An 11,971-nucleotide genomic window follows, 5' to 3' on the forward strand; every position below is an offset into this window, starting at 1 on the left:
ATACAACTTCATAAACATCTATCAAGCTACCAAGATTACTTCAAGCCCTGTAATTTCTCCAACACAACCTGATATACATCCGTTAAACTGCCCAAATCTCTACGGAAAACATCCTTGTCCATATGGTGCCCTTCAGCATCCCAAAGGCGGCAGTTATCTGGAGAGAATTCATCCGCCAAGATGATCTTGCCATCCTTATCAAAACCAAATTCCAATTTGAAGTCAATCAAGCGAAGACCAATTTGTGCAAACCAATCCTTCAGCAATTCATTGATACGACGCGTTTCTTCCTTAATATAAGCAATTTGTTCATCATTGGCAATATCCAAAAACTTCACATGCTCATCATTGATGAATGGGTCATCCAACTCATCGTTCTTGTAGTAAAATTCAACGATTGGAGTTTTCAATTCCAAACCTTCTTCCACGCCAAAACGTTTAGAAAAGGAACCCGCAGTCACGTTACGAAGAACAACTTCCAAAGGAATAATTTTTACTTTCTTGTTGAGTTGTTCTGTGTCAGAAATACGTTCGATAAAGTGAGTAGCTACACCCGCAGCATTCAATTTTTCAAAAATAAGAGACGAAATCTGATTATTTAGCACACCTTTTCCTTTAATAGTCTCTTTACGAGCCCCATTTAGCATGGTTGCCTGGTCCTTATAGACCGACTTAATCACATGTTCGTCCTCAGTAGTATAGATATCCTTAGCTTTTCCAGTATAAATAAGTTGATTGGTCATGACTTTGTTCGCCTTTCGTATTTTATCACCTTCATTCTATCACATACAAAGTGTATTTTCAATAAAATTCCGTACAATATAAGCAGAATCCGAATAAAAAGAACAGAAAAAAAGACCATCCAGAATAATCTCTGAACGATCCCTTTTTCATTAGTGACCAGCAGTTCGTTTTTCGATATAGTCGACAACATCCCCTACTGTGTTAAATTCATCAATAGCCTTGTCCGGAATCTCAATTTGGTATTCATCCTCAAGATTGATAATAAATTCCATCAATTCAACAGAATCCGCCTGTAAATCCTTACGTAAGTCAGATTCCAAAGATACTTGAAAGTCTGGACCCTTGCGATCTTTGAGAAATTCCTCAATTGTAACTAAAATTTCGTTTTGTTTACTCATACATTACCCTTCCTTCGATAATTCCTTCACTGATTTTCCAACAACATCTGTCTCTAACATGGTCCGAATCTGACGAATCGTGCTATAGACAGCTTTGGCATCACTCGAACCATGCGTTTTAACAACAGGTGCTTGAAGACCAAACAAGACCGCTCCTCCAACATCTGAGAAATCCAAGGTTTGCTTCAATGATTTCAAACGGTCCTTGAGCAGAAAAGCTCCTAATTTCGCCTTCCAGTTTCCTGTGGCAATTGCTTGTTTCAATTGCTTCAAGATCCCAAAAGCCGTTCCTTCCATCGTTTTCAAGACAGCGTTTCCCGTGAAACCATCCGCCACAACGACATCAGCAACGCCATCCATCAAGTCACGCGCTTCCACGTTTCCAACAAAATGAATCGACTCATCCTCAGATAACAATTGGTAGGTTTCCTTGCGCAAAGGATCTCCCTTACTAGCTTCTGTCCCATTGTTCAATAGACCCACGCGCGGTTTTTGAATCCCACGAACATTTTCAGCATAATAGGACCCCATCACAGCATACTGATGCAAGTGCTCCGGTGTATTTTCCGCATTAGCACCCAAATCTAACATGTCATACCCACGACCATCAACCGTCGGAAGTGTCGACATCAAACCTGGACGTTCCACGCCCTTGATGCGGCCAACAATAAAGAAACCTGCTGCCAACAAGGCACCTGTATTCCCCGCAGATAGCATGGCATCGACCTCACCATCCTTCACATCCTTGGCAGCTAAGACCATCGAAGCCTGTTTCTTCCGACGAATGGCCCGCGTTGGCTCATCATCTGAATCGATTTTTTCTTCCGTATGCACAATCGATACACGTTCTGTTGCGGTTAAATAGTCTTTGATTTTTGCCTCATCGCCATACAAGACAATCTCAATATCATCAAAATCACGAATGGCTTGATTCACACCTTCTACCAAGGCTTGAGGTGCATTATCGCCCCCCATTGCATCTACTGCAATTTTTTTCATGTTTCACCTCCAGATGAATCTTTCATAATCGCTCCCCAATCACTCAAGGAATCGATAAACTTTTTAGCTTTTAAATGGATCCCTACATACTCCTCATACAACTGATCAATTGCCTGACGCAGAGCTGCTTTCATCTCTGCTTGTAGAGAAATCGTCTCTAACTCATTGAATCGTACTGCTTGAAACTGATCCAATAAATAGAGAACATTCGGATGCCAGTGAGCGCGTCTCTCATCCTGATCATAATGATCCGGACAAAGGACCCCACTATAGCGAAAAGAGTAATCAAAAGGAAGTCCAACCCGATGACAGAAACAGCATTCATGCAGATTCAAGATAACTCCAAATCGTGATAGAATCTGAATCTCAAAAATATTGGTCAAAACCTCATAATCCAGTCCCTCTTCCATCAAAGACAAGGTCTTTTCCAAAAAAGCAAACAGGGCTGGATCCACCTGATTATCCTGAATACTTGCATCTGCAAGCGCCAGAACATAGGTCGCATAAGAAAGGGCAAAAAGATCTGCATTGATTTTTTTATAAACCTGCACATCTTGAAAATCATCAATATAACTCAACCCATCATCATTGATTTTCAACAACATATCTGCCGTTACCAAAGGTTGCAACATGGGATTCAACCGTGATTTTCCCGCATGTTTCACAAAAAACATCCGCTTCCCTGACTTCTCCGTGAAAATTTTGACCAGCTTGTCATCTTCACGAAACTCCCGATTATACAGGACAATTCCCCGGGTCTCAATTGACTCCAGCATGTTCTTCCATATACTCCTTCAAGCGTTTCATTGCTTCCTTGATAACCTCCATGCTGGCTGCATACGACAAACGCACATAGCCTTCACCATATTGACCAAAAGCAGCACCAGGAATAAAAGCAACTGCTTTTTCACGCGCAAAATCCTGCAAGAAAGCAAAGGAGTCTTGATTATAACCAGCTGGGATTTTAGCAAAAATATAAAAAGCTCCATCTGGCTTAATAATCTCAAACCCAAGCGCGGACATCTGTTCGATAATATAATCCCGACGCTTCACATATTCCTTCTTCATTGGCTCCGCATCATCCCGACCTTCCGTCAAAGCTTCGATCGCAGCATACTGGTTCATGGTTCCAGCAGCCGTTACCAAATACTGATGGCTCTTGATGAGTTGGGCCGTCAATGCAGCAGGCGCAAAGATAAAGCCAAGCCGCCAGCCTGTCATGGCATGAGATTTGGACAAGCCATTAATGACAATAGTCTGCTCAGGAATAAAGGAGGCCATAGAGACATGCGCTTCTCCAGTATAAGTCAACTCTGAATAGACTTCATCACAAATCACAAAGACTTCATATTTTTTTAAGACAGCAGCTAATTCTGCCATCTGTTCGCACGAATAAGTGACACCCGTTGGATTAGCTGGATAATTAAGAATAACAGCCTTCAATTTTTCACCCTGCTCTAGAATGGCCTTTTCCAACTTTTCAGGAGTCAAGACAAAACGATCTGCTGTCGTATCAATTTCAATAATCTCCGCCCCAACCAAATTCACAATCGGTTCATAACCAGGATAAGCTGGTGCCGGAAGAAGCACTACATCTCCAGGTTCCAAGATTGCTGTCAAGGTTGCAGATAGGGCTTCAGTCGCACCGATCGTCACCAATATCTCATCTTCAGGACGGTAGTAAATACCATATTTATCAGCCACAAACTGACTCGCAGCCTCACGCAAAGCCAGCAAACCACTCATCCCAGTGTAATGGCTAAAATTCGCATCAATGGCAGCCTTTCCTGCTTCTTTTACATGTTCAGGAGTTGTAAAATCCGGTTCCCCCAAAGTCAAACGCAAGACACCAGGAATGGAAGAAATTGATTGATCGAACTGACGAATCAAAGAAACTTCGATCCGATTCAGATTTTTATTAAAACGTTTCGTTAAATCCATAGAACACCTCCAAAACACTTATATTCATTATACTATAAATAGGACCCCATCGCAAAAGAACAAGCCAGATCCCCACCTTTTGCTGACCACCAAAGGACATTTCAAAAATCCTTCCATGAAAAAAAGACTTAGCAATGCTAAGTCTTTCAAGCCATTATTGTTGACCACGTGTTGCCACATATTTCAATTGATCCGCATGTTTTGCCACAAAATCCTTCATTTCTGAATCAGGAATTTGACGAAGGTAGAGGTTAGAACGAATGGTTTCATCCTCTTCACGACAAGTTGACAATACTAAATACTTATCAGATGCTTTGATCTTGATATTAGGATTCTTCGTACGAGCTGACTCATAGATATTCTTCAATTGTGTCGTAAAATCATTGTCATCAGTAAAGCTTGTACGGTAGAAAGCGGTGTCCTCTGGGACAATGACCAATCCCATTACTTCATAATAATATTTCCGCTCTGGTGTCTCAATCACAACATACGGATGTTGGTCTAAATACTCTTGTTTGTCATAGTAGTTGACATCATTAAACATGCGATGATCGCCGACCTTACTACCACGAGCATGACCAAACAACCAAGTCAAACGATCACTGAAGTCTTTCTTGTTGTCCATATCCATGAAGACTGTCCCCATGTATGGTTCATTTCCACCATCAAACGTCTTATTCAAATAAGTTTCATTGTCAGTGGTTTGTACAACAGGTTCATCCAACTCAGTACCCGGTGCATAGACATAAGCGATTGCCTCAGGGTTAACAGCTGTTAACTGAGCAAAACGATTTTTCAAGTAATCTTTTTCTTCTTGACTTGGTTCATATTTAGTTTCTTGCTTGGTTGAACTTGTTCCAGTTGTTTTTTTAGCCGTGCTAGATGACTTAGTTCCTCCAAATGGATTAAAGAAAATAAATCCAGCAACAAGAACAACAACTGCAACAAGAGCAGCAATCACAAGACCCAATTTATTTGAACTTTTTTCCCCAGCTCTTTTCATTGATCGATCTCCTCTTGATGATTTTTTCTAAAAAATAACACTGAACCCGAAGGTCCAGTGATATTTTACGAGCTAATTAATAATCAAATTATTTAACTGCGCTTGTTTTTGGAAGAGCTTTACCAGCTTGTTTTGAATCAGCTTTACCAGCTTTAGCTGCGTCTCCACCTTTGTTTTCGTTAGATTTAGCTTCGCTTGTAGCTTGACCGTTAGCACCAGCTGCATTAGCTGCATCAGCAGAACCACCATGGTTAAGAGCTTTATCTTCTGCATCACGCATATCTTTTGTTTTGTTATCTTGAACACCAGTTGGATCGTTCCAGTATTTACCTGATGCGATAGCTGCTTTACGGTAAGTATCTTGAAGGTTAGCTACATATTTGTTACGGATGATGTTGTATGCTTCAGCGCGAGCTGCATCAACTTTAGCTTTGTAAGCTTCGTATTCATGTCCTGATCCGTATGCATCAAGAGCTTGTTGTGCTGCAACAACTGTTGGGTAAGCATTAACTTCAGCTTGGATATCAGCTTCGTGTGCTGCTACTTGTGTGTTTGCTTCGTCAGCGATATCGCGTTCAGAAACATAGTGTTTTTGGATCAAAGCATTTGAGCTGTAGTAGTTGTCAGATGCAAATGCTGGTGCTGCTGCTGCAAATACTGCAAGAGCTGCTACTGATGATAATAAAACTTTTTTCATTGTTTTATCTCCTTTTTTCTTTTCAAAAATTATTCGTTACTTCGTAACTAAAACTAGTATACTAGGATATTCTGCCTATGTCAAGACTTTTCTTATTTTTTTTGAAAAAAACTATCGATTTTTTTCCTGTTTCAAATGAATATTTCTTTACAGATATAAAATTTTATTGTATTTCTACTTTAATTCATGGTTCTAAAACCGTAAAAAGAGGGCAAGCTCCCCTCTACCAAGAAACATCTAGGAAAGACAATTGAAGAAAGACCAGAAGAAAGCAATAATCGTTCCCGTTTTGGAGATTGGGGAATCGATTCTGGGTGGAAAGACAATAGGAGAACCTTCTATTCTGACCTTAGTAGAACGAAAGACACGCTATGTTGTCACAAAGAAACTCGTGAAAAAGAAAGCAGAGTATGTCAATCAAGCAGTCTTAGAGTGTATGAAACTTTATCCCATTAAGTCCATAACTGCAGATAATAGAAACGAATTTTCATCATTGAGTAAGATAGAGGGTTAGATGTTTATTTTGCACATGCCTATTCATCTTATGAACGACAATGGACTACTAAGAGAGTTCATTCCGAAGAGGGCTTCGTTAAAAGAACTAAATCAGAATCTTTTAGAGGACTATACAAAGGCTATCAATGAAAGACCTAGACGAATTCATGGCTATCAGTCCGCAAAAAAGCTGTTTGAGCTAATACAAACAGCTCGAAAGATACTCACTTAATCAGAAGAACAACTTTGTTGAACTCGACTTGACAATTAGGGTTCTAAAATTTTTAAATACAAAACAATTAAACAGAAAAATTATATTTTTAGTAAAATGAAAAAGGAGAAAACCAATTTGTTTTCTCCTTTAACTAACTTAATAAAAGTTAATGAAAATAGATAAATAACTTAGATTATTTATTGAATCCTGCACCAAAGCGAGTGTTGTTCCCAAACTCACGAGTTGCATCATCCAAAGGTTTACCGTCAGTACCTGCAACTGGCTTAGCTGGATAAGTTTCAGCACCTGCAAAATTAATAGCTTTTTCTCCTCTTAATGGAGAAACAGCATAACCAAAACGGTTGTTGTGGTTATTAGCAGCATTTGCTTCTGTAACAATTTCTGTAGTTGGACGTGTTACACCAGGAATTGCTTTTGGATCTGGAGTAGCTGGAGTAGCTGGAGTAGCTGGCTTAGCTGGAGTAGCTGGAGTAGCTGGAGTAGCTGGAGTAGCTGGCTTAGCTGGAGTAGCTGGAGTAGCTGGAGTAGCTGGCTTAGCTGGAGTAGCTGGAGTAGCTGGAGTAGCTGGCTTAGCTGGAGTAGCTGGAGTAGCTGGAGTAGCTGGCTTAGCTGGAGTAGCTGATTTAGCAGCGTTAAATCCTGCACCAAAGCGAGTATTGTCACCAAACTTACGAGTTGCATCATCCAAAGGTTTACCATCAGTACCTGCAACTGGCTTAGCTGGATAAGTTTCAGCACCTGCAAAATTAATAGCTTTTTCTCCTCTTAATGGAGAAACAGCATAACCAAAACGGTTGTTGTGGTTATTAGCAGCATTTGCCTTTGTAACTGTTCCAGTAGTTGGAGCAGTTACTCCTGGGATAGAAGGAACTTTAGTAGCTGCATAAGAAACGCTAGCGATTGCTGACAATGCTAATACACTTGATAATAAAACTTTTTTCATAATAGTTTTATCTCCTTTTTCATATTTAATATAGATTGCTCTATATTGAACATTTTATACATATATGTTGGGTTTGTCAAGTGTTTTTACAATAAAACACTTTAATATCAACAAATTAATTTTAAAATTAGGTCTATTTGATACCCGAAATTACGATTTAGTAACATATTATACTTATCTATTAGAATTGTTCGGTTTTTGGACACTTTTACTCAATCGTTTCTCTATGAAATAGACAGCTCCCCCTAATTTTACCAGTTCCCTCTTCTTTTCCACTCCAATTATTTCCTATTTTACCGCACGATTTTTGGGCAGAGTCTTCTTTGGCATACTTGGATCCACCTTGTTTTCTAGTTTTTGAGCCGCTCGAATTAGTTCTTTTCGCTTCTTTTCTTTTTTTAGCGCTTGCCACCATTGTCTGATTCCCATTTCTACTTCCTCCTATACAAAAGAGGCTAGTTTCCCAGCCTCCTTATTCTTAACATTTTTTGGCATTTCCGATTTCAAATAGAGGGGACAGAGGACGATTTTCATGAATGCGAACAATAGCCTCAGCTAGAAGTTTCGCAATCGAAATTTGCTCAATTTTGTCAATCAAACGATCCTCCGATAGATAAATCGTATCCAATACCACCAACTTCTTAATGGCTGATTTTTGGATGTTATCCATCGCTGGGCCTGATAAAACAGGGTGAGTGCAGCTCGCATAGACTTCAACAGCACCTGCTTCTGCAAGGGCATCCGCGGCATGACAGATTGTACCAGCTGTATCAATCATATCATCAATCAAGATACACGTTTTGCCTTCAACATTTCCAATGATGTTCATGACTTCACTCGTATTCATCTTATCGACACTCCGGCGTTTATCAATAATCGCAATCGGTGTCTTCAAGAATTCCGCTAACTTTCGAGCACGAGTCACACCACCATGGTCTGGACTGACAACAACATAGTCTTTTCCAATCATCCCGCGACGTTCAAAATAGTCGGCGATCAAAGGCGCACCCATCAAGTGGTCAACAGGAATATCAAAGAAACCTTGAATTTGAGCAGCGTGCAAATCAATTGTCAACAGACGATCAACTCCAGCAACCTCAAGCATATTGGCTACTAACTTAGAAGTAATTGGTTCACGAGCCCGAGCTTTCCGATCTTGACGAGCATAGCCGTAATACGGCATCACCACATTAATGGATTGCGCACTTGCCCGTTTCAAGGCATCTACCATAATCAAAATTTCCATCAGATTATCGTTAACCGGTGAGCTAGTAGATTGTAATATATAAACATCTTTCCCACGAATTGATTCTTCAATATTAACCTGAATTTCTCCATCAGAAAATTGACGAACCGTTGACTTTCCAAGCGGTAATCCCATTTCGCGAGACACACGTTGAGCCAATTCTTGATTTGACGACAAAGCAAAGAGCATTAAATCAGAAAATGACATGATTTCCTCCAGTAAAATCTAAAACCATATTGTACAGTCAGCACAAATTTCTCCTGTAATCATTTTATCGCTTTTTAAGCAAATATTCAAATATTAATTTATGGAAATTACAAAATCTATCACTACCTAAATTCTATCAAAAAAGAAGCAGAACAAATGTTCTGCTTCAGTATAATTCTTAGTTTGGATAGATATAAGTAACAGTACCTTGTGCTGTTGTTGGGTTAAACCAACCACGGTAGTTACCAATACTACGGATACCATTATAGTTAGACTCAGAAACTTGGATGCTTGTTGTAGATTGAACGGCTGTAACAACTGCTACGTGTCCATATCCACCATCATTCCAACATGCAATGGCACCAACTTGTGGTTGAGATCCTGTACGGAATCCTGCTGCCGCTGCACTTGCTGCCCATTGTCCACCATTACCCCAGTAATCACCAGCCCATGGAGCCAATGTCTTCGCACCCCATGTACATTCACCAACTGGATAAGATGATGCAGATGTACTATAAGTTGGACGAGAAGTAGTTGCTACTGGTGCAGCCGCTGCTTGAATTTGAACAGCAGGTTGAGGTGCTGCTTGAGTTTGTGCTGCCGCTGGTGTTGCAGCAGGTGTTTGAGCTGCCGCTTGAACTTGTGCTTGAAGAGTTGTATTAGCTGAAGCTTTAACAGCTGCTTGTTGTTCTTTTTGTTTTGCACGGTAAGCTGCTTCAGCTGCTGCCGCTGCTGCTGCTGCTTTTTCAGCTTCCGCTTTTTGTTGCAACAAAGCATTCTTTTCGTTTTCAGCAGTTGATTTTTCAGCAGCCAAGTTCAATTGTGCTACTTTCAACTCAGCTTCTTTTGTTGACAAAGCTTGCGCATCATCTTCTAATTGCTGTTTGTTTGCAATGACAGTATTGATAGCATCGTTGTTTTCTTTTTGTTTTTGTGCAATCTCTTCTTTATCACGTTTTTGCTCTTGCAACATTTTGTTGTTAGCATCTGCAATTTCGTTCATAGCAGAAATACGTGAGATAGCTTCTGTCAAAGATCCAGAGCTAACAATCGCATTAATATAGCTTGTTGCAGTCCCAGTTGTTTGAGCACTACGTGCTTGATTTGCAAGTGATTCTTGACGAGCAACAATATTTTTTGACAACTCATCGATCTCAGCTGACAATCGTTCAGATTCTTCATTCAAACGGTCATTTTCAGCTTGAAGATTTTCTTGTTGTTTTTTAATTTCAGATACTTGACCTTGAATTTGATCTACCTGAGCTTGTGCACTTTGTTGTTGTTGATTAATACTATTGATTTTGTTATCTTGAGCAGCAATCTTATCATCTGTTGAATCAGCTGATACACCAGCTACGACAGCACCTTGTGATAAAGCAACTGTACTCAATAAGATTGTGGCAAATAATTTTTTCTTCATTAGATAAATTTTCCCTTTCTAATAAGACACTAACTAGTATAACAAATTTTTTAAAAATTTATATTACGCTATTGTTACATTTTTATTTCGAGTTTATAAATAAATCTTTTCAAGTAATGGCTGTAATACTATTAATAGAAGTACATTCAAAATTAAACTTGGGGAAATTTGGTAAATAATTAATGTAATCCAGTTAAATTTTATACCGATAAAAAGAATCAAAAGAAGGTTTGTTAAAATCTGAAATAATAGAATAGTTAATAAAAATGTAAAAAAACGAGTCAATCGATTGACCAAAATAATCTGATTACACCTATAAAAAATCACCTGTAGTATAGGAAATACTATGAATGAAATTCCTAGAGTGTGTAAAAAATACACATCAAAACAAAAACCAAAGAAGACTCCCCACCAAATACTAGCTATCTCAGAGAAATAGAGACTCAATAACATAAAACCATATAGAAATAAAAATGAAGTAGGTTCAAAGGAGTTTGGACAGAAACCAGAAATAAGAAAAGAGATCTGCCCGTCAACAAATAAAGATAAGAATAAGATTAAAGGAAAAAAATGGTACTTACGTATGACTTTCACACTACTCTCCGATCAATAGTACATAACGATTAACATCTAAATTAGCCTTTGGTTTCACACGAATTTCTTGACCTAACTGATCAGATGCCTTTTGAGTAGAAGTCACTGTACCAAGAGGTAAGTCACTACTCTTATATTTTCCTAAACCACTTGTTGAAACCAGAGATCCTTTTTTAATTTCAACTGGATCACCAATTTGCAACAACCGAAACTCACCTGTCTTCTCGTCATAACCATTTAATAAAGCAAAAATAGATTGACCTTGACTCTCAATTTTAAACGTCAGGTGTTGTGAAGAAATAGTATCTTCGACTAATAATTTCACTTTGCTAGAATTTTTCTCTATACTTTCTACCACACCAATGACGCCACCAGACGAAAGAACAAACATAGAATCAGAAATCCCATCTGAACTACCTTTATCAATAACAAATTCCTGATCCCACGAACCATAATTACGGTCAATAATCTCACTAACGACTTGTTTAGAACCCGATACAGAATTCTTGATTGACATCAAATCCTTTAATTCTCTATTTTCTGATTCCAAACGGTTAAGTTTTGACTGGTCAATATCCTTTTGATAAAGACGTGATTTTAACGAACGGTTTTCATCATTTAATTCAGATAAATTCTTTAAATCCTTTGCCTTAGATTCTACAACAACAAATGGTACCGATACTGCCTTATCAACAATAGCTAATAGATCAGAAGATTTTAAAACAATCGAAGTTCTAACAGATGGAAAAAGAAATAAAATTCCTGAAACAGTTAAAACAAAGACAAAACTAAAAATTTTAAAGAATCGATTCAAGAACATAGACAAAACCTTCAAAAATATAAAAAATAGTTTGAGATGAAATCTCAAACTTGGAAATTATACGGAGAATGGGGGATTCGAACCCCCGCGCCGGTTACCCGACCTAACGATTTAGCAAACCGTCCTCTTCAGCCTCTTGAGTAATTCTCCAAAATGGGCACGAGTGGACTCGAACCACCGACCTCACGCTTATCAGGCGTGCGCTCTAACCACCTGAGCTACGCGCCCA

13 protein-coding genes, 2 tRNA genes and 1 pseudogene are annotated in these 11,971 nt (G+C 39.0%); 1 reads left to right on the plus strand and 15 read right to left on the minus strand.

What is annotated here, in order from left to right:
- Positions 1-35 precede the first annotated feature (35 nt).
- From purC to abpA, 7 genes are all read right to left on the minus strand, one after another.
- Positions 36-743 carry a phosphoribosylaminoimidazolesuccinocarboxamide synthase gene (gene purC / locus I2F76_RS09380; RefSeq protein ID WP_070675986.1) on the minus strand — a complete coding sequence of 236 codons (708 nt, stop codon included), beginning with the start codon at positions 741-743 and terminating at the stop codon, positions 36-38.
- Positions 744-893: 150 nt separating this feature from the next.
- On the minus strand, positions 894-1,142 hold the full coding sequence (locus I2F76_RS09385; RefSeq protein ID WP_021154192.1) for an acyl carrier protein: 249 nt from the start codon (positions 1,140-1,142) through the stop codon (positions 894-896).
- 3 nt (positions 1,143-1,145) lie between these two features.
- Positions 1,146-2,141, minus strand: coding sequence for a phosphate acyltransferase PlsX (plsX, locus tag I2F76_RS09390; protein ID WP_021154191.1), 996 nt, complete (start codon positions 2,139-2,141; stop codon positions 1,146-1,148).
- Positions 2,138-2,917, minus strand: a complete 780-nt coding sequence (recO, locus tag I2F76_RS09395) for a DNA repair protein RecO (protein ID WP_049486261.1) — start codon at positions 2,915-2,917, stop codon at positions 2,138-2,140. Before recO ends, plsX begins: the two co-directional genes overlap by 4 nt.
- On the minus strand, positions 2,901-4,082 hold the full coding sequence (locus I2F76_RS09400) for a pyridoxal phosphate-dependent aminotransferase (protein ID WP_150904989.1): 1,182 nt from the start codon (positions 4,080-4,082) through the stop codon (positions 2,901-2,903). The genes recO and I2F76_RS09400 overlap by 17 nt, the downstream gene beginning before the upstream one ends.
- A 154-nt stretch (positions 4,083-4,236) precedes the next feature.
- On the minus strand, positions 4,237-5,085 hold the full coding sequence (srtB, locus tag I2F76_RS09405; protein ID WP_049490639.1) for a class B sortase, LPKTxAVK-specific: 849 nt from the start codon (positions 5,083-5,085) through the stop codon (positions 4,237-4,239).
- Positions 5,086-5,173: 88 nt separating this feature from the next.
- Complete coding sequence (gene abpA, locus I2F76_RS09410; protein WP_118398219.1) at positions 5,174-5,782, minus strand: amylase-binding adhesin AbpA; 609 nt, start codon at positions 5,780-5,782, stop codon at positions 5,174-5,176.
- A gap of 213 nt (positions 5,783-5,995) precedes the next feature.
- Between abpA and I2F76_RS09415 the strand changes: the two are divergent.
- A pseudogene (locus I2F76_RS09415) lies at positions 5,996-6,509 on the plus strand (IS30 family transposase); the annotation flags it as partial.
- Positions 6,510-6,684: 175 nt separating this feature from the next.
- Here I2F76_RS09415 and I2F76_RS10615 read toward each other — a convergent pair.
- The 8 genes from I2F76_RS10615 to I2F76_RS09455 all read right to left on the minus strand — a co-directional run bounded on the left by I2F76_RS10615 (position 6,685) and on the right by I2F76_RS09455 (position 11,970).
- A complete protein-coding gene (locus I2F76_RS10615; RefSeq protein ID WP_229289738.1) occupies positions 6,685-7,455 on the minus strand; it encodes a hypothetical protein in 771 nt (256 codons plus the stop codon).
- Positions 7,456-7,743: 288 nt separating this feature from the next.
- Positions 7,744-7,884 carry a hypothetical protein gene (locus I2F76_RS09425; protein WP_182448498.1) on the minus strand — a complete coding sequence of 47 codons (141 nt, stop codon included), beginning with the start codon at positions 7,882-7,884 and terminating at the stop codon, positions 7,744-7,746.
- A 49-nt stretch (positions 7,885-7,933) separates the two neighbouring features.
- Positions 7,934-8,908: a ribose-phosphate diphosphokinase gene (locus I2F76_RS09430; RefSeq protein ID WP_155127701.1), complete on the minus strand. Its 975-nt coding sequence runs from the start codon at positions 8,906-8,908 to the stop codon at positions 7,934-7,936.
- 178 nt (positions 8,909-9,086) lie between these two features.
- Entirely contained in the window at positions 9,087-10,328 is a 1,242-nt protein-coding gene (gene pcsB, locus I2F76_RS09435; protein ID WP_195487736.1) for a peptidoglycan hydrolase PcsB, read from the minus strand.
- A 93-nt stretch (positions 10,329-10,421) separates the two neighbouring features.
- Positions 10,422-10,922, minus strand: a complete 501-nt coding sequence (mreD, locus tag I2F76_RS09440) for a rod shape-determining protein MreD (protein WP_195487737.1) — start codon at positions 10,920-10,922, stop codon at positions 10,422-10,424.
- Between the two features lies 1 nt (position 10,923).
- Positions 10,924-11,742, minus strand: a complete 819-nt coding sequence (gene mreC, locus I2F76_RS09445; protein WP_031574139.1) for a rod shape-determining protein MreC — start codon at positions 11,740-11,742, stop codon at positions 10,924-10,926.
- A 62-nt stretch (positions 11,743-11,804) separates the two neighbouring features.
- Positions 11,805-11,892, minus strand: a tRNA-Ser gene (locus I2F76_RS09450).
- A 4-nt stretch (positions 11,893-11,896) separates the two neighbouring features.
- Positions 11,897-11,970, minus strand: a tRNA-Ile gene (locus tag I2F76_RS09455).
- Between the last annotated feature and the right edge of the window lies 1 nt (position 11,971).

Source organism: Streptococcus parasanguinis (assembly GCF_015557775.1).
Lineage (GTDB): Bacteria > Bacillota > Bacilli > Lactobacillales > Streptococcaceae > Streptococcus > Streptococcus parasanguinis_AA.

What these genes read in the sequence shown, in the direction of transcription:
- I2F76_RS09385 (WP_021154192.1), bottom strand. Translation starts at nt 1,142, where the DNA reads ATGAGTAAACAAAACGAAATTTTAGTTACAATTGAGGAATTTCTCAAA.
- abpA (WP_118398219.1), bottom strand. Translation starts at nt 5,782, where the DNA reads ATGAAAAAAGTTTTATTATCATCAGTAGCAGCTCTTGCAGTATTTGCA.
- I2F76_RS09430 (WP_155127701.1), bottom strand. Translation starts at nt 8,908, where the DNA reads ATGTCATTTTCTGATTTAATGCTCTTTGCTTTGTCGTCAAATCAAGAA.
- I2F76_RS09400 (WP_150904989.1), bottom strand. Translation starts at nt 4,082, where the DNA reads ATGGATTTAACGAAACGTTTTAATAAAAATCTGAATCGGATCGAAGTT.
- purC (WP_070675986.1), bottom strand. Translation starts at nt 743, where the DNA reads ATGACCAATCAACTTATTTATACTGGAAAAGCTAAGGATATCTATACT.
- recO (WP_049486261.1), bottom strand. Translation starts at nt 2,917, where the DNA reads ATGCTGGAGTCAATTGAGACCCGGGGAATTGTCCTGTATAATCGGGAG.
- I2F76_RS09425 (WP_182448498.1), bottom strand. Translation starts at nt 7,884, where the DNA reads ATGGGAATCAGACAATGGTGGCAAGCGCTAAAAAAAGAAAAGAAGCGA.
- srtB (WP_049490639.1), bottom strand. Translation starts at nt 5,085, where the DNA reads ATGAAAAGAGCTGGGGAAAAAAGTTCAAATAAATTGGGTCTTGTGATT.
- pcsB (WP_195487736.1), bottom strand. Translation starts at nt 10,328, where the DNA reads ATGAAGAAAAAATTATTTGCCACAATCTTATTGAGTACAGTTGCTTTA.
- I2F76_RS10615 (WP_229289738.1), bottom strand. Translation starts at nt 7,455, where the DNA reads ATGAAAAAAGTTTTATTATCAAGTGTATTAGCATTGTCAGCAATCGCT.
- plsX (WP_021154191.1), bottom strand. Translation starts at nt 2,141, where the DNA reads ATGAAAAAAATTGCAGTAGATGCAATGGGGGGCGATAATGCACCTCAA.
- mreC (WP_031574139.1), bottom strand. Translation starts at nt 11,742, where the DNA reads ATGTTCTTGAATCGATTCTTTAAAATTTTTAGTTTTGTCTTTGTTTTA.